At 70.6% G+C, this 16,700-nt stretch carries 16 protein-coding genes; 8 read left to right on the top strand and 8 right to left on the bottom strand.

What is annotated here, in order from left to right:
• Positions 1-359: 359 nt before the first annotated feature.
• Complete coding sequence (locus ACWGKQ_RS50220; protein WP_453298830.1) at positions 360-1,010, bottom strand: DNA-3-methyladenine glycosylase; 651 nt, start codon at positions 1,008-1,010, stop codon at positions 360-362.
• Positions 1,011-1,148: 138 nt separating this feature from the next.
• Here ACWGKQ_RS50220 and ACWGKQ_RS50215 point away from each other — a divergent pair, with 138 nt between their 5' ends.
• The 3 genes from ACWGKQ_RS50215 to ACWGKQ_RS50205 all read left to right on the top strand — a co-directional run bounded on the left by ACWGKQ_RS50215 (position 1,149) and on the right by ACWGKQ_RS50205 (position 3,213).
• Entirely contained in the window at positions 1,149-1,931 is a 783-nt protein-coding gene (locus ACWGKQ_RS50215; RefSeq protein WP_453298829.1) for a sporulation protein, read from the top strand.
• A 65-nt stretch (positions 1,932-1,996) separates the two neighbouring features.
• On the top strand, positions 1,997-2,536 hold the full coding sequence (locus tag ACWGKQ_RS50210; RefSeq protein WP_453298828.1) for a YbhB/YbcL family Raf kinase inhibitor-like protein: 540 nt from the start codon (positions 1,997-1,999) through the stop codon (positions 2,534-2,536).
• A 167-nt stretch (positions 2,537-2,703) separates the two neighbouring features.
• The gene (locus ACWGKQ_RS50205) at positions 2,704-3,213 is read left to right on the top strand and encodes an HNH endonuclease (RefSeq protein ID WP_089107846.1); all 510 of its coding nucleotides are present in this window, start codon (positions 2,704-2,706) and stop codon (positions 3,211-3,213) included.
• A gap of 108 nt (positions 3,214-3,321) precedes the next feature.
• Here the strand turns inward: ACWGKQ_RS50205 and ACWGKQ_RS50200 are convergent, their stop codons facing one another.
• The 3 genes from ACWGKQ_RS50200 to ACWGKQ_RS50190 all read right to left on the bottom strand — a co-directional run bounded on the left by ACWGKQ_RS50200 (position 3,322) and on the right by ACWGKQ_RS50190 (position 5,684).
• Positions 3,322-4,269 (bottom strand): SPFH domain-containing protein, encoded by a 948-nt coding sequence (locus ACWGKQ_RS50200; protein ID WP_453298827.1) that lies wholly within the window; start codon positions 4,267-4,269, stop codon positions 3,322-3,324.
• 130 nt (positions 4,270-4,399) lie between these two features.
• A complete protein-coding gene (locus ACWGKQ_RS50195) occupies positions 4,400-4,831 on the bottom strand; it encodes an NfeD family protein (protein ID WP_453298826.1) in 432 nt (143 codons plus the stop codon).
• 61 nt (positions 4,832-4,892) lie between these two features.
• Positions 4,893-5,684 carry an ABC transporter ATP-binding protein gene (locus ACWGKQ_RS50190; RefSeq protein ID WP_351705766.1) on the bottom strand — a complete coding sequence of 264 codons (792 nt, stop codon included), beginning with the start codon at positions 5,682-5,684 and terminating at the stop codon, positions 4,893-4,895.
• Between the two features lie 150 nt (positions 5,685-5,834).
• Between ACWGKQ_RS50190 and ACWGKQ_RS50185 the strand changes: the two genes are divergently transcribed.
• Positions 5,835-6,620, top strand: a complete 786-nt coding sequence (locus ACWGKQ_RS50185; protein WP_453298825.1) for a hypothetical protein — start codon at positions 5,835-5,837, stop codon at positions 6,618-6,620.
• A gap of 115 nt (positions 6,621-6,735) precedes the next feature.
• Here the strand turns inward: ACWGKQ_RS50185 and ACWGKQ_RS50180 are convergent, their stop codons facing one another.
• The 3 genes from ACWGKQ_RS50180 to ACWGKQ_RS50170 form a co-directional block, all read right to left on the bottom strand.
• Positions 6,736-6,984 (bottom strand): chaplin, encoded by a 249-nt coding sequence (locus tag ACWGKQ_RS50180; protein WP_453298824.1) that lies wholly within the window; start codon positions 6,982-6,984, stop codon positions 6,736-6,738.
• A gap of 170 nt (positions 6,985-7,154) precedes the next feature.
• Positions 7,155-7,796 carry a response regulator gene (locus ACWGKQ_RS50175; protein ID WP_453298823.1) on the bottom strand — a complete coding sequence of 214 codons (642 nt, stop codon included), beginning with the start codon at positions 7,794-7,796 and terminating at the stop codon, positions 7,155-7,157.
• A complete protein-coding gene (locus ACWGKQ_RS50170; protein WP_453298822.1) occupies positions 7,789-8,934 on the bottom strand; it encodes a GAF domain-containing sensor histidine kinase in 1,146 nt (381 codons plus the stop codon). The genes ACWGKQ_RS50175 and ACWGKQ_RS50170 overlap by 8 nt, the downstream gene beginning before the upstream one ends.
• 225 nt (positions 8,935-9,159) lie before the next feature.
• Here ACWGKQ_RS50170 and ACWGKQ_RS50165 point away from each other — a divergent pair, with 225 nt between their 5' ends.
• From ACWGKQ_RS50165 to ACWGKQ_RS50155, 3 genes are all read left to right on the top strand, one after another.
• Positions 9,160-9,855 carry an SDR family NAD(P)-dependent oxidoreductase gene (locus ACWGKQ_RS50165; protein ID WP_453298821.1) on the top strand — a complete coding sequence of 232 codons (696 nt, stop codon included), beginning with the start codon at positions 9,160-9,162 and terminating at the stop codon, positions 9,853-9,855.
• Positions 9,852-10,934 (top strand): S-adenosylmethionine:tRNA ribosyltransferase-isomerase, encoded by a 1,083-nt coding sequence (locus ACWGKQ_RS50160; RefSeq protein WP_453298820.1) that lies wholly within the window; start codon positions 9,852-9,854, stop codon positions 10,932-10,934. The genes ACWGKQ_RS50165 and ACWGKQ_RS50160 overlap by 4 nt, the downstream gene beginning before the upstream one ends.
• Before the next feature lie 296 nt (positions 10,935-11,230).
• A complete protein-coding gene (locus ACWGKQ_RS50155) occupies positions 11,231-12,028 on the top strand; it encodes a transglycosylase SLT domain-containing protein (protein WP_453298819.1) in 798 nt (265 codons plus the stop codon).
• Between the two features lie 96 nt (positions 12,029-12,124).
• On the opposite strand, the gene ACWGKQ_RS50150 is transcribed toward ACWGKQ_RS50155, so the two are convergent.
• Positions 12,125-14,671: an FHA domain-containing protein gene (locus ACWGKQ_RS50150; protein WP_453298818.1), complete on the bottom strand. Its 2,547-nt coding sequence runs from the start codon at positions 14,669-14,671 to the stop codon at positions 12,125-12,127.
• Between the two features lie 232 nt (positions 14,672-14,903).
• Here ACWGKQ_RS50150 and ACWGKQ_RS50145 point away from each other — a divergent pair.
• On the top strand, positions 14,904-16,700 hold a 1,797-nt coding region (locus ACWGKQ_RS50145), incomplete at its 3' end, for a streptophobe family protein (protein WP_453298817.1).

Here is a 16,700-nt window from a genome sequence, read left to right as displayed (position 1 = left end):
TGAGTTCTCAAGGAACGGTCGCTTCCTTTGTACTCACCCTCTCGGGCTTTCCTCCGGGCTTCCCTTCGGTCTTGCGTTTCCGACTCTATCAGATCCTTTCGGCGTCCGATTCCCGGTCGGCGGGTTGTCTAGAGGTTTTCCGGCTTTCGCCTGTCGGCCTTTCGACATTCACTACGTTAGCCGATTCCCGCCGGGACTCATAATCGAGTTTCCGCGAGCTCGAATTCGGACATGCAGGCACGCCGAAATCGACCCCGTCAGGGGAAGTCGTAGGTAGTGGGTGGCCGCTTCCGGCTGCTGGCGATTGCCGTACCCGGTTCAAGCGGCTCGGGCTACATTACGCACCTTCCAGAGACGCGTCAACTTGAGCGGCGCCGTGGCGCATGGGCCCGATAGGGGCTCACCGTGGGGTCGTTGGCGATCCAGTAGCGCCAGGGATGGACGTCGCCGTTGCCGCCCTCGCCGGCGACTCCGGTGCGTGGACCGTTGCGTACCTGGTCGGGGGGTACGGAAGAGCCGGTCAGTATCCGCAGCGGTGTCTCGCCGGCGGCACACGCGTCCGTGCCGTCCAGGGCCCGGTCGACACCCAGGGCGGTCGCGAGGCGGGCCGGTCCTTTGGCCAGTTCTCGGTCATATCGGGCCGAAAGTCGACGTTTACGCGCGAGCTCGGCGCCCTCGATGATCTCGCCGGCGCGGAGCAGGACCGCGCTCGCGGTGCCCTCCGGACCGCAGACGAGGTTCATGCAGAACCACATGCCGTAGGTGAAGTAGACGTACACGTGTCCGGGTGGACCGAACATCACGTCGTTGCGGGGGGTGTGACCGCGATAGGCGTGCGAGCCCGGGTCGTTCGGGCCGTCGTACGCCTCCACCTCTGTGAGGCGCACCGCGATCGGACCGTCCGGGGTGGTGCGGACGAGGACGCGGCCCAGGAGGTCGGGGGCGACCTCCAGTACAGGGCGGTCGAAGAAGGTTCTGGGGAGTGGCATACGGTCCGGGGGCGCGATCATGGCGTCCGAGCGTAGTCCAGTCCGGGTACGCCAAGGGCTGGTCAAGGATTCGTCTGCTTGCCAGGGTGTGGGCCGGAACCGGTGACGACCGGATCGCGTTTGTAGGGATCAAGGGTCCGTACGTAATAGAGGAGAGACATGGGGTTCAAGAAGCTGCTCGCGAGCCTGGGGGCCGGCGGGGCGTCCGTCGAGACGGTGCTCACCGAGGTGAACGTCGTACCGGGCGGTGTGGTCCAGGGCGAGGTGCGGATCCAGGGCGGCTCGGTGAACCAGGAGATCCAGGGGCTGTCCGTGGGTCTCCAGGCTCGGGTCGAGGTGGAGAGCGGCGACGAGGAGTACAAGCAGAACATCGGCTTCGGCAAGGTGCGGCTCGGCGGTGCCTTCGAGCTTCAGGCCGGGGCCGTGCACGCGGTGCCGTTCGGGCTGGAGATTCCGTGGGAGACGCCCGTCACGATGATCGACGGGCAGGCGCTGCGCGGGATGCACATCGGGGTGACCACCGAGCTGGAGATCGCGCGTGCCGTCGACTCCGGGGACCTGGACCCGATCAACGTGCATCCGCTGCCGGCGCAGAAGGCGATCCTGGACGCCTTCATCCAGCTCGGCTTCCGGTTCAAGAACGCGGACCTGGAGAAGGGACACATCCGGGGGACGCGGCAGACGCTGCCGTTCTACCAGGAGGTCGAGTTCCACCCGCCGTCGCAGTACCGGGGGCTGAACCAGGTCGAGCTGAGCTTCGTGACGGATGCGCACGGCATGGACGTCATCCTCGAAATGGACAAGAAGCCGGGGCTGTTCAGCGAGGGCAGCGACACCTTCCGGTCGTTCCAGGTGGGTCTGCACGACTTCCACGGGACCGACTGGGCGGCTTATCTCAACCAGTGGCTGTCCGAGGTCGGCAGCAAGCGCAACTGGTTCTAGGCTCGGGAACCGCGGATTCCGTGCCGGGTTCCGTAATCGATCAGTACCGATCAGGAGGTACCGAGGTGACCGAGCTCAAGCGGCGGCCTCTTCCCCATGACTTCCATCCGCCCGTGCCGTCGTTCACGGTGACGAGCGAGGACATCGAGGAAGGGGCGACGCTCAAGGACGCTCAGGTCTACGCCAAGGGCAACACCTCGCCGCAGCTGCGGTGGGAGGGCTTCCCGGCCGAGACCAAGAGCTTCGCCGTGACCTGCTACGACCCGGACGCCCCGACGGGCAGCGGGTTCTGGCACTGGACCGTGTTCGACATCCCGGTCTCGGTGACCGAGTTGCCGGCGGGCGCGGGCAGCGGCAAGTTCGAGGGTCTGCCCGAGGGCGTGGTGCAGGTGCGCAACGACTACGGGTCGAAGGACTTCGGCGGTGCCGCGCCGCCGCCCGGGGACGGGCCGCACCGGTACGTCTTCACGGTGTACGCGGTGGACCAGGAGAAGCTCGGTCCGGACGCCGATGTGTCGCCTGCCGTCGTCGGGTTCAACCTGCGGTTCCACGCGATCGCGCGGGCGCAGCTCATCGGGGAGTACGAGAACCCCGAGCAGGGCTGACGCCGTTCGCGAAATCAGCTGAGCGTTCATTGAACGTTTGCCCGCCTCTGGTCATGGAAGTGATCAGAGGCGGGCAGTTTTTATTGCGTTGTCCATCTCGGCGCGCCCGTCCAGAGTTGATCCAAGCCCGCCGGGGGTGGGCACGGTGCACATGGGAGGTGGGCTGGATGCGTGACACGCTGGTGCTGAACGCGAGCTTCGAGCCGCTGTCTACGGTGACGTTGAACCGCGCCGTCGTTCTGGTGCTCCAGGACAAGGCCGTCGTCGAGCAGGCCCACCCCGAACTGCGCATGCGCGGTGCGGATGTGGACATACCCGCGCCCCGGGTGATCAGGCTGTGCCGTTATGTACGGGTGCCGTTCCGGAGACAGGCGCCCTGGTCGAGGCGGGGGGTGCTGGTCAGGGACCGGCACCGGTGCGCGTACTGCGGGCGGCGGGCGACGACCGTCGACCATGTGGTGCCTCGGGCCCAGGGCGGTCAGGACTCTTGGCTGAACACGGTGGCCTCGTGCGCGGAGGACAATCACCGGAAGGCGGACCGGACGCCGGAGCAGGCGGGGATGCCGTTGCTTCGGAGGCCGTTCGAGCCTTCGCCGCAGGATGCGATGCTGCTGGCCATGGGGGCCGAGGATTTGGCGGCGTTGCCTGAGTGGCTGGCGGGGGATGTGGCCGCCTAAGAGAGTGCCTGGTGATGGTTGTTCTGCGGCTGCGGGTTCGATGTGGCTTGTCGCGCAGTTCCCCGCGCCCCTTACCGGGGTGCGGGGAACCTTTGTTTTCCAGAACCGTCAGTCGATGTTCGGCTTCTCGCGGCGTTCCTGGGCCGGGACGCTACCGCCGCCGCCGTTCGAGCCGCCGCCCAGGTTGCCGAAGTTGCCCATCGCGCCGGAGAGGCCCTTGAGGGCGTCGCCGATTTCGCTGGGGACGATCCAGAGCTTGTTGGCGTCGCCCTCGGCGATCTTCGGGAGCATCTGTAGGTACTGGTAGGAGAGGAGCTTCTGGTCCGGGTCGCCGGCGTGGATGGCCTCGAAGACCGTGCGGACCGCCTGGGCCTCGCCCTCGGCGCGCAGGGCCGCCGCCTTGGCCTCACCCTCGGCGCGCAGGATCTGGGACTGCTTCTCGCCCTCGGCGGTGAGGATGGCCGCCTGGCGGGTGCCTTCCGCGGTGAGGATCGCGGCGCGCTTGTCACGGTCGGCGCGCATCTGCTTCTCCATCGAGTCCTGGATGGAGGTCGGCGGTTCGATCGCCTTGAGCTCGACGCGGTTGACGCGGATGCCCCACTTGCCGGTGGCCTCGTCGAGGACGCCGCGCAGGGCCGCGTTGATCTCCTCGCGGGAGGTCAGGGTGCGCTCCAGGTCCATGCCGCCGATGATGTTGCGGAGCGTGGTGACGGTCAGCTGCTCGATGGCCTGGATGTAGCTGGCGACCTCGTAGGTGGCCGCGCGGGCGTCCGTGACCTGGTAGTAGATGACGGTGTCGATGTTCACGACCAGGTTGTCCTGGGTGATCACCGGCTGCGGCGGGAACGGTACGACCTGTTCACGCAGGTCGATGCGGTTGCGGATGGTGTCGATGAACGGGACCACGATGTTGAGGCCCGCGTTCAGGGTCCGCGTGTAGCGGCCGAAGCGCTCGACGATGGCGGCGCTCGCCTGTGGGATGACTTGGATCGTCTTGATCAGGGCGATGAAGACCAACACCACCAGAATGACCAGGACGATGATGACCGGTTCCATCGTCGCTCCCCGTACCCTTCTCCGCCTCGACGCTTCGGCAGATCTTATGGTTGTTGAAGATCTTGCTGGATGAGTCTGACAGACGCACGCGCAACTCGGGGACTCTTCTGTTCAGTTGAGTCTTACGAGGTCAGATGACGATCGCCGTGGCCCCCTCGATCTCCACGACGTCCACTTCCTGGCCCACTTCGTAGGCACGGTCCGGGTGCAGGGAGCGCGCCGACCAGATCTCACCGGCGAGCTTGATCCGTCCGTCGGCGCCGTCGACGCGTTCGAGTACGACGGCCTGTTTGCCTCTCAGGGCGTCGACGCCGGTGGCGAGTTGGGGGCGCTGGGCGGCGTGCCGGTTGGCGATGGGCCGTACGACGGCGATCAGCGCGACCGAGACGACGACGAAGACGAGTACCTGGAGCACGACGCCCGCGCCGAGTCCGGAGGTGCCGGCGGCGGCCACGGCGCCGACCGCGAACATGCCGAACTCCGGCATCGCGGTCACCACGAGCGGAATTCCGAGCGCCGCCGCGACGACGAGCCACCACACCCATGCGTCGATGCTGTTCACACAGTCATGGTACGGCCGGGGGTGCCGACCCCGACAGTGCGCTTTGCCGGGTCAAGGCCCGTCAGGACAGGGGCAGTCCGTGGGCGGTCCAGCGGTCGCCGAGCTGTTCGACGACGAGCGGGAGGCCGAAGCAGAGGGAGAGGTTGCGGGAGGACAGTTCGAGCTCCAGCGGGCCGGCGGTGAGGACCTTGCCCTGGCGGATCATCAGGACGTGGGTGAAGCCGGGGGCGATCTCCTCGACATGGTGGGTGACCATGATCATGGAGGGGGCGATCGGGTCGCGGGCGAGCCGGCCGAGGCGGCGGACCAGGTCCTCGCGGCCGCCGAGGTCGAGGCCGGCGGCGGGCTCGTCGAGCAGGAGCAGCTCGGGGTCGGTCATCAGGGCGCGGGCGATCAGGGTGCGCTTGCGTTCGCCCTCGGAGAGGGTGCCGAACTTCCGGTCCACGTAGTCGGTCATGCCGAGGCGGTCCAGGAAGGCGCGGGCGCGCTGCTCGTCGACCTCGTCGTACTCCTCCTGCCAGTGCGCGGTCATGCCGTAGGCGGCGGTGAGCACGGTCTCCAGGACGGTCTGGCGCTTGGGGAGCTTCTCGGCCATGGCGACGCCGGCCATGCCGATGCGCGGGCGCAGGTCGAAGACGTCGACCTTGCCGAGAGTGTCGCCGAGGATGGTGGCGGTGCCCTTGCTGGGGAAGAGGTAGCTGGACGCGACGTTGAGGAGGGTGGTCTTGCCGGCGCCGTTGGGGCCGAGGATGACCCAGCGCTCGCCCTCCTTCACCGACCAGGAGACCTGGTCCACCAGAGCCCGGCCCTCCCGGACCACAGATACGTCCTGAAGCTCCAGAACATCGCTCATGAGCGCGTTGTCTCCCCTTGCAGTGTCGCCGTTCTCGGCTGTCGCGTACGCCTGTGGCCCGGGTGGCGGCGCCGGTGGGCGCAGCCCCTACGAAATCTACGCCACGAGTGCGGCGCTCCATTCCATCGGTCCGGTCCTTAGGGTGGGGGCATGCTCTCGGAACCGCGTTCAGGACGCCTTGCCGCGTGGGGAAATGCCCTTTTGGCCGGACTTGTCTCTCCGGATGACGCCGTGCTCGCCATCGTCGGCGAGGACGCCGTGCATCGGGTCGAGGGGCTGCCGGGTGAGTCCGCTCCGGTCGGGCTCACCCTGGCGCTGGGGCGGCTGCGGGCGCTGGGGACGACCGGGCTGCGGGTCGCGCTGCCGGCGCCGGGGCATCCGCTGGGGCTGAGCGGGCCGCCGGAGTTCAACGCGCGGGCGCTGGAGGCCGAGGAGGCGGTGATCTGTCACGGCGCCGCGTTCGGGCTGGTGCCGGAGGTCTCCGAGGCCGGGCCGGCCGGTGATGCGCATGTCGAGGTGGTCTGGCATGTGCTGCCGGTACGGGAGGCGCCGCCGGCCGATGTGCCGTCGCTCGGTGAGGCGGAGCGGGAGCTGGCGGAGGCGCTGCGGGACGCGACCGAGGTGCTGTCGAAGCTGGACGTCGCGGGGTCGGGTCCGGTGGCGGAGGCGGCGATCGACGCGTACCGGGCGCGGGCGGAGCGGGGCCGGGAGGTGCTGGCGCCGGGGTATCCGCCGCGGGCGGTGCGGGTGCTGGAGCTGGCGCAGCGGGTGGGGCTGCTGATCTCGCTGGCGTACGACAACGGGCACGGCGGGGCGGTGAGCGCCTCGGAGATGGCGGGGCGGTCGCTGGCGCTGCGGCCGGTGGAGCGGACGGCCCGGCGGGCGCAGGTCGCGGCGTACAACGCGGTGGTGGAGGAGCGCGAGCGGGGGCGTTAGGAGCAGGGCCGGCCGGCACGGCCGTTGGCACGAAGAGCCGCTGGGCGGAAAAGCCGACCGGCCTTCCGGGGGGCGCCCGGAAGGCCGGAGGTCGATGCCGCCGTGCGGCGCGGTCTCAGTGGTTGAGGCCGAGGTTGCCGAAGGCGGGGTTCAGCACGCCGACGACGTTGATGCTGTTGCCGACGACGTTGACCGGAATGTCCACCGGGGCCTGGATGACGTTGCCCGAGACGACGCCCGGAGAACCGTGGGCCGCGCCGGCCGCGGCGGCACCGCCGGTGTGGGCGGAGGCCATTCCCGCACCGGCGGCCACGATCCCGCCGGCCACCATCGTCACGGCCGCTGCCTTCTTCAGGTTCTTCACTTCTTGAGCCCTCCTTGGCGATCGCCACGGCGGTCGCCGCAGCACGCACTGAAGAACGGCGGCGGGCGGGAGAGGATGCGCCGTCCGGGTGACATTCCCACGACGGTATGAATCTCAGCCCGGAAGGCGACCCTCCAGGTTGCCGTCGGTGAAGCGTTGCGGAGGGCGTTTCAGCCGGTCACGCCATGGCGAACGGCCCACAGGGCGGCCTGGGTCCGGTCGGCGAGGTCGAGTTTCATGAGGATGTTCGAGACGTGCGTCTTGACGGTCTTCTCGGACAGCACCAGGGCACGCGCTATCTCGCGGTTGGAGCGGCCGTCGGCGATCAGCCCGAGCACCTCGCGCTCCCGCTCGGTGAGCGAACCGCTCCTGCCCTGGCCGGAGTTGGCCTCCTCCTGGGAGAGCAGGGCGCCGGCCACCTCGGGCTGGAGCAGGACGTGCCCGGCGTGCACCGAGCGGATGGCGGTGGCGAGCGCGTCGGGATCGACGTCCTTGTAGACGTATCCGGCGGCGCCCGCGCGCAGGGCCGGGACCACCGTGCGCTGTTCGGTGAAGCTGGTGACGATCAGCACGCGCGCGGGGTTGTCGAGTTCGCGGAGCTTGCGCAGCGCCTCCACGCCGTCCAGGCCGGGCATCTTGACGTCCATGAGGACGACATCGGGGCTCAGTTCCTGGGCGCGCTCGACCCCCTCGGCGCCGTCGGCGGCCTCGCCGACGACCTCGATGTCGTCCTGGACCTCCAGGAAGGTGCGCAGGCCCCGGCGGACGACCTGGTGGTCGTCGACCAGCAGCACCCGGATCGCGTCAGCCACCGGGGACCTCCATCTCGATCGTGGTGCCCTTGCCGGGCGCCGATTCCACGGTCAGCGTGCCGCCGACGCCGCTCGCCCGGTCCCGCATGGAGACCAGGCCGAGGTGGCGTCCGGCGCTGCGTGTGAGGTGCGGGTCGAAGCCGCCGCCGTCGTCCGTGACCCGCAGCACGGCTCCGCCGCCGCGCCGGTTCACGGTCACGTCGACATGGCCGGCCCCGGCGTGCCGCAGGGCGTTGTGCAGGGCTTCCTGGGCGACCCGGAGCAGGGCCTCCTCCTGTGCGGCCGGCAGGGCCCGGAAGCCGCTGGCGGCGAAGGTCACGCGCGCGGTGTGGGCGCGGTCGAGGACCTGGACCTGGGTGCGCAGGGTGGCGAGCAGGCCGTCCTCGTCGAGGGCGGCGGGGCGCAACTCCACGACTGCGGCGCGCAGTTCGTCGGTGGCCTCGGCGGCGAGCGCGGCCACCTGCTGCAACTCGACCTTGGCGCGGGCGGGATCGCGGTCGATCAGGGCGGCGGCGGCCTGGGCGGTCAGGCGCAGGGAGAACAGCTTCTGGCTGACCGCGTCGTGCAGCTCGTGGGCGAGCCGGGAGCGTTCCTCGGCGATGGTCAGCTCGCGGCTGCGCTCGTAGAGGCGGGCGTTGGTGAGGGCGATGGCCGCGTGCTGGGCGAGGATGGAGAGCAGTGCCTCGTCCTCGGCGGTGAAGCCGCAGCCGCCCTCCGGCTTCTCGCAGTTCTTGTTGGCCAGGAACAGTGCGCCGATGACCTCGTCCCCGTCCCGGATCGGCAGGCCCAGGAAGTCGGACATGTCGGGGTGGGCCGAGGGCCAGCCCTCGAAGCGGGGGTCCCTGCGGACGTCCGCCAGCCGCTCGACCTTCGCCTCGCGCAGCATCGCCGCGAGGATGCCGTGCTGGCGCGGGAGCGGGCCGATGGCCTTCCACTGGGCGTCGGTGACGCCGTCGACGACGAACTGGGCGAAGCCGCCGTGGTCGTCGGGGACGCCGAGCGCGGCGTACTGGGCGTCGAGCAGCTCACGGGCGGAGGCGACGATCGTCTTGAGGACGTCGCGCACCTCGAGGTGCCTGCTCATGGCCAGCAGTGCGGAGCTCACCGCGGCGAGGCCGGACCGGGGACCTTGGCTCATGCCCTCACGGTACCGGCGGGGTCCGACATCGCGGATCGGGCCGACGGCGCAGGGCGCGGACCGGTGGCCGTAGGCCAGGAGACCTAGGCCGCGGGGACCGGACCTGCGGCGTAGTCCGAAGGGCCCCGCCCGGTTGCGGCCCGCGTCCGAGGCGGCCGGGACCGTTCCGTTCCTACGTTGGGGGCACCGCCGAAGCGGGCGGGCGAAGCCGAGGGGACGGTTGACATGCCGGTAGCGATCATCACGGGGGGCTCGAAGGGGCTGGGGCGGGCGCTGGCCGAGGCGCTGGCCGCGCGCGGCTGGGATCTGGTGCTGGACGCCAGGGGGGCCGGGGTACTGAAGGAGGCGGCGGAGGCCGTCGCGGCGCACGGGACGCGGGTGGCGGCGCTGCCCGGCGATGTGACGGACAGCGGGCACCGGGCCGACCTGGTGGCCGCCGCGCGGGAGCTGGGCGGGGTGGATCTGCTGGTGAGCAACGCCAGCGCGCTGGGGGCCGAGCCGCTGGTGCGTCTGGGCGAGCTGCCGCCGGCGGGGCTGCGCCGGGCGCTGGAGGTGAACGTGGTGGCCATGCTGGGCCTGGTCCAGGAGGCGCTGCCGCTGCTGCGGGAGTCGGCGGCGGGTGCGGTGGTCGCGGTCAGCTCGGACGCGGGCGCCGAGGCGTACGCGACCTGGGGCGGCTACGGCGCCTCGAAGGCGGCCATGGACCAGCTGGCGGCCGTGCTCGGCGTGGAGGAGCCGGGGCTGCGGGTGTGGGCGGTGGATCCCGGGGACATGGCGACCGGCCTGTACGCGGCGGCCGTACCGGACGACGACGATCCGCGGCCGGCGCCGGAGTCCGTGGTCCCGGCCTTCCTGCGGCTTCTGGACGAGCGGCCGGCGAGCGGGCGGTACGCGGCGCCGGCCCTGGTGGAGGGGCGATGACGACGGTGGTGCGGGTACCGGAGGAGCTGTCCGCGCGGGTGCCGGCCGAGCAGCGCGGGCCGGGTCTTGAGCGGGACGCCGTACGGCTGCTGGTGTCGCGCGGGACGGCCGTGTCGCATCACGCCTTCGCCGAGCTGCCGTGCCTGCTGCGGGCCGGGGACGTGCTGGTGGTGAACACCTCGCCCACGCTGGCGGCCGCGGTGACCGGTCGGGTCGGGCACGCGCACGTGGTGGTGCACGTCTCCGCGCGCGGGGACGACGGGCGGTGGGCGGTCGAGCTGCGGGAGCCGGACGGGAACGGCACGACACGCGCGCGTGCGGGTACCCGCACGGGAACCGGGGTGCGGCTGCCCGGGGGCGGGCGGCTGGTCCTGGAGGAGCCGCTGAGCGAGCGGGGCGAGCGGCTGTGGTGGGCGCGGGCCTCGGTGGACGTGCGCGGGGTGCTGCGGGAGCACGGGCGTCCCATCCGTTACTCCTATACGGAGCGGGACCAGCCGTTGTCCGTCTATCAGACGGTGTTCGCGCTGCCGTCCGCGGACGGGGCGGGGAGCGCGGAGATGCCGAGCGCTGCGCGGCCCTTCACCGCGCGGCTGGTGGCGGAGCTGGTGAGCCGGGGGGTGCAGTTCGCGCCGGTGACGCTGCATACGGGGGTTTCGTCGGCGGAGGTGCACGAGCCGCCGTACGCGGAACGTTTCGCCGTGCCGGAGTCCTCGGCGCGGCTCATCAACAACGTGCAGGCGGGCGACGGCAGGGTGATCGCCGTGGGGACGACCGCCGTACGGGCCGTGGAGTCGGCCGCCGGGGCCGACGGAGTGGTGCGGGCGGCGGCGGGGTGGACGGAGCTCGTGGTGACGCCCGAGCGCGGGGTACGGGTGGTGGACGGGCTGCTGACCGGGCTGCACGAGCCGGAGGCCTCGCATCTGCTGATGCTGGAGGCGGTGGCGGGGCGGGCCGCGGTCGACCGCAGCTACGAGGAGGCGCTGCGCGGGCTCTACCTGTGGCACGAGTTCGGGGACGTGCACCTCATCCTCCCGAAGGAGAGCCCTCACACAGAGCATTGCGACAGCAACTCCTGGTGAGATTCATGTGAGACGGATGTGAGGCGGCACATAGGGCGCACATCACGTACGAACGGACATAGGAGATAAAGGGTCCCGGCGTGAACGGGGCAGACGTTCTAGTCTGTCCCGTTTTGCCCATCCGGGCTCCACTATCGGGGATCGTACGTCACACCTTTGCCACGGCATTTTGCGGCCGCTAAGAATGGCTGCCGTCGCTCAGCACCGCGGGTTCCCCCCGCGGTGTTCGTGCAGGAGGAGCCGGTCTCCCCCGCGGACAACGAGCGACCTCCGCGCTATTCGAAGAGGTCCACGCCATGCCCAAGCACACCCACAGTCCCACCCTGACCAAGCACCACAAGATCGCGCTCGCCGGTGTCGCCACGCTCGGCGCCGCCGCCCTCGCCTTCTCGGCCGTGCCCAGCAGCGCCGAGACGATCGCCTCCGGCGCCCCCGGGACCGCTGCCGAGGCGGCCTTCGGCACCGCGCAGGTCAAGGACGTCACGGGCAAGGTCACCGACCAGCTGGCTCTCCAGAACGTCAAGGTCGAGGCCATCGCCGCCAAGAAGAAGGCCTCCGCCCACCAGCTGCACGTCGCTCACCTGAAGAAGGTGCACGCGGCCCACGTCGCCCACGTGAAGAAGGCGCACACCGCCCACGTGAAGCACGTCCACGCCGCCCACGTGAAGCACGTCGCCGCCGTCAGGAAGGCCGCCGCCAAGCGCGCCGCCCAGCAGGCCGCCAGCCGGTCCGCGCAGCGCCCGCAGATCCAGCAGGTCGCCGCGAAGACCTACGCGAACAACCTCGACGGCTGGATCCGCCAGGCCCTCGACATCATGAACGCCAAGGGCATCCCGGGCTCCTACAGCGGCCTGCACCGCAACATCATCCGGGAGTCCTCGGGCAACCCGAACGCGATCAACAACTGGGACATCAACGCCATCAACGGCATCCCCTCCAAGGGCCTGCTGCAGGTGATCCCGCCGACCTTCGCGACGTACCACGTCTCCGGCACGTCCTGGAACATCTACGACCCGGTCGCCAACATCACCGCCGCCGCCAACTACGCGGCGCACCGTTACGGCTCGATCGACAACGTCAACAGCGCGTACTGAGGCCTGCGCGGACCTCTGCACGCACACGCCGAAGGGCGGCACCCCACTGCGGGTGCCGCCCTTCGGCGTCGTACGGCGTCACGGGGACCGTGCGTGCTACTTGCGCATGACCTCGGGCTCGTGGCGGCGCAGGAAGCGGGCCACGAGGAAGGCACAGACCACGCCGAGGACGACCAGGGCGATCATGTCCAGGGTCCAGGCGCCGGCGGTGTGCGCCCACAGCGGGTCGTCGGGCTTGCCCTTGCCGGGCGGGGCGATCCTGTTGAAGTCCAGGGTGGCGCCCGCGGCGGCGACGGCCCAGCGCGACGGCATCAGGTACGAGAACTGGTTGACGCCGACCGTGCCGTTCAGGGCGAAGAGGCAGCCGGTGAAGACGACCTGGATGATCGCGAACATGACCAGCAGCGGCATGGTCTTCTCGGAGGTCTTCACCAGCGCGGACATGACCAGACCGAACATCATCGAGGTGAAGCCCAGCGCCATGACCGGCAGGCAGAGCTCAAGGAGCGTGAGGTGGCCGAAGACCACGCCCTCGTCCGGGATCTTCCGGCTGGCGAAGCCGATGACGCCGACCAGCAGGCCCTGCAGGATCGTGACGATGCCGAGCACGAAGACCTTGGACATCAGGTACGCGGAGCGGGAGAGGCCGGTCGCCCGCTCCCGCTCGTAGATGACCCGTTCCTTGATCAGCTCGCGGACGGAGTTCGCGGCACCGGCGAAGCAGGCACCGACGGCCAGGATCAGCAGGACCGTGGTGGCCGTGCCGTTCGGGACGGGCTGCTGAGTCGCCGGATTGATCTCCGTGTTGACCAGCAGGTCCTTGCCCGAGTCGATCAGCAGGCTGACCGAGCCGAGGACGAGCGGCAGGATCACCGTCAGAAGCAGGAAACCCTTGTCGGAGGCGATCACCGACACGTATCGACGCACCAGCGTGACGAACTGCGACATCCAGCCCTGCGGCTTGCGCGGCTTCATCACCTGCATCGGAGGCATCTGTACGGACTGCGGCTCGATCGCGTCGATGTCCGCGGCGTACATCTGGTAGTGCTGCGAGCCCTTCCAGCGGCCCGCCCAGTCGTAGTCGCGGTAGTTCTCGAAGGCGGAGAAGACGTCGGCCCAGGTGTCGTAGCCGAAGAAGTTCAGCGCCTCCTCCGGCGGCCCGAAGTAGGCGACCGCGCCGCCCGGCGCCATCACCAGAAGCTTGTCGCACAGCGCCAGCTCGGCCACCGAGTGGGTGACGACGAGGACCGTGCGGCCGTCGTCGGCGAGGCCGCGCAGCAGCTGCATGACATCGCGGTCCATGCCCGGGTCGAGACCCGAGGTGGGCTCGTCGAGGAAGATCAGCGACGGCTTGGTGAGCAGCTCCAGGGCCACCGACACGCGCTTGCGCTGGCCGCCGGAGAGGGAGGTGACCTTCTTCTCCTTGTGGATGTCCAGCTTCAGCTCGCGCAGCACCTCGTCGATGCGGGCCTCGCGCTCCTCGGCCGTGGTGTCGGCGGGGAAGCGCAGCTTGGCCGCGTACTTGAGGGCCTTCTTGACGGTCAGCTCCTTGTGCAGGATGTCGTCCTGCGGGACCAGACCGATGCGCTGGCGCAGCTCGGCGAACTGCTTGTACAGGTTGCGGTTGTCGTACAGCACCTCGCCCTCGTTGGCCGGGCGGTAGCCGGTCAGCGCCTTGAGCAGGGTCGACTTGCCGGATCCCGACGGGCCGATGACCGCGATCACGGACTTCTCCGGGACGCCGAAGGAGACGTCCTTGAGGATCTGCTTGCCACCGTCGACCGTCACGGTCAGGTGGCGTGCGGAGAAGGAGACCTCACCGGTGTCGACGAACTCCTCGAGCCGGTCGCCGACGATCCGGAAGGTGGAGTGGCCGACGCCCACGATGTCGTTCGCGTCGAGCAGCGCACTGCCGCTCTTGGCGATCGGCATACCGTTGACGTACGTGCCGTTGTGCGAGCCGAGGTCGCGGATCTCCATACGGCCGTCGGGCGTGGAGTGGAACTCCGCGTGGTGGCGCGAGACCTGGAGGTCGGAGACGACCAGCTCGTTGTCCAGGGCACGGCCGATGCGCATCACGCGGCCGATGGAGAACTGGTGGAACGTGGTCGGGCTGCGGTCGCCGTAGACCGGCGGCGCCCCCGCACCGCCGGCAGAGGCCATGGCCGGGGCGCTCTGCTGCTGCGGAATCGCCGGCGGGGCCGGCTGCCGGCCCTGTTGCGGAGCCGACGACTGTGCGGCCGCCGGCTGCGGAGCCGGCGACGGGGACCAGCCCGCGCCGCCCGCCCCCTGCGCCGCGTACGGCTGCTGCTGGGGTTGCGGCTGCGCGACGGCGGCCGCGGCGCCGGAGAGACTCAGGCGCGGTCCGTCGTTCGCGTTGCCGAGATGAACGGCCGAGCCAGGGCCGATCTCCGACCGCTGGACCCGCCCGCTCTGCACGAACGTGCCGTTGGTACTGCCGTGGTCCTCGATGACCCAACTGCGGCCGTCGAAGCTGATCGTGGCGTGCCGCCAGGAGACCCTGGCGTCGTCGAACACGATGTCCCCCTGCGGATCACGTCCGAGGGTGTATGACCTGGACGGATCGAGCGTCCAGGTGCTTCCGTTTGATTCCAGTACGAGTTCCGGCACTCCAAGCCCCATGAGTAGTCCCCCGAGTTACCCCCAACACAGGGAGTCTAGGGATGTCGAACATCGTCGGGAACTATTTCAGGCTCGGCCCTCTGACCGAAAGCCGGGCCTTGTCGAGGCCTCGTACGAGCGCTTCAACTCTTTCCGTTGACGGGGTTGAAACCGGGCCGGAGAGTGGTAATCCACGCGAGGGGGACAAGCGCGACGGAGTGGTCCGGGTCGGCTGCGGATCGGGGGGCCTGTCATGAGTGCTGGTGCGTCTGGCACGGGAGTCGAGCACGCGAGGTACGGCGCGCGGCTGCCGTGGGCCGACATCCTGCTGTCCGCGATCGCCGCCGTGAGCTGGGCGTTGATCGGAATGGCGGGTACGGCGGCGCTGGGTCTGCATCTGCTGCGGGCCGACGCGGAGGGCTCACTGGGCCCGATGACCGCGGCCGTTGTGGCGCTCGGGGCGGGTGGTTCGGTCACCCCGGACGGAGATCTGTCCGCTTTCGGGCTCAAGGGCGCGGAGGCCAACACGGCCATCCAGATCACGCCATTGGGCGTGAGCCTGGTCGGTGCGCTCCTTTTGTCATGGTTCTTCTTACGGTCCCTGCGCACGGCGGGAGTTGTGATCTCCCCGGCCGAACTGCTGGCCCGCGCGGGCTCGGTGGTGGTGCTGTTCGTGGCGACGCTGGGCGGCCTGGCCTGGGCGGGGCACTCCGTCGTGACGATCGACGGCGGCGCGCTCGGCCTGGACAAGCTGCCGGGCGGCGGGAGCGGTGGCGGCGGGCTGAAGATCCCGGGCATCGGTGACATCGGCGGGCTGCTGCCGGACCGCCTCGGCGACCTGGTGAACGCGAAGGCGGCGGTCGGCTTCAGCGTGGACACGGCCGCGACCCTGCTCGGCGGCCTCGGCTGGTCGGTGGGCATCCTGCTGATCGCGTTGCTGGCCTCGCGCCGGACCCCGCTGCCGCGCGGCTGGGAGGCGGTGCACCGGGTGGTGCGGCCGGCGGCCTCGGCGCTGGTGACGGCCCTGCTGGTGGCCGTGGCGGCCGGCTGGGCGGCGGCGGCCTACGCGGCGATCGGCGACCCGCATCCGGCCCGGATCATGGGCGCGGCTCTGCTCGGCGCCCCGAACGGCGTCTGGCTGGGCATCCCGATCGGCCTCTTCGTCCCCTTCGACGGCAGGGCCACGGGCGTCCTGACCATGTTCCTGCCGCACCCGCTGGACGACCTCCTGAACTCGAAGTCCGACCAGTCGGTGACCCTGGGCCACCTGGCCGACCTGGACGGGCGAGTGTGGCTGCTGGGGGTCGCGGCGGCGCTGCTGATGCTGCTGGCCGGGGTGTTCACGGCGGTCCGGACACCGGTGGGGCCTGGGGGCGGCTCCGCCGGGGCGGGGGACGCCGGCGGGCCGGGCTCCCGTGCCGGCGCGCTCGGTTTCGCCGGGCGGTGTGCCGTGCGGCTGGGGATCGCCACCGCGCTCACGCTGCCGTTGCTGGCCTGGCTGACGGATGTGTCGGTGGACGCCTCGCTGTCGGTGCTGGGCTTCGACGCGTTCGGCGCGGGGATCCAGCTGCACGGGCAGCTGGGCATGGCGTTGCTGCTCGGCGCGGTCTGGGGTGCGGCGGCGGGGGCCGCGGGCGCGCTGCTGGCGTGGGTGACCGGTGCGGCCGGGTCACGTGCGGCCCGGCTGGCACTGGGTGACGCGGGGCACGGCGGGGCGGGCGGCGGGGCTGCCCATCCAGGGGCCGGTGCTCCGGGATGGGCCGGGAGCGAGGGGGCGGGGCCCTACGTGCCGGGGACCCCGTACCGTCCGCCGAATCCGAACACGAACCCTTATCTCCGGGTGCCGGAGGGGCTGCGGGAGACAGGGGGCGACCGGGGCCGGGGGTCCTGGTCCGGCGGAGCGCAGGGGACGGGGGCGGCGCCGTCGAACGGTCCCGCCGTCCCGGGCCGTGGGGGCCCCGGCGCCCCGCCCCCCCCGGGCGCCCGCCGGCGGGCCCCCGGCGCGCGCACCCCCGCGGTCAGCACCCCCCGGGGGGGCGGGGGGCCCACC

The organism is Streptomyces sp. NPDC054770 (assembly GCF_053611985.1).
The sequence above is the reverse complement of the archived record's forward strand: the minus strand, read 5'-3'. Positions and strand labels throughout refer to the sequence as shown.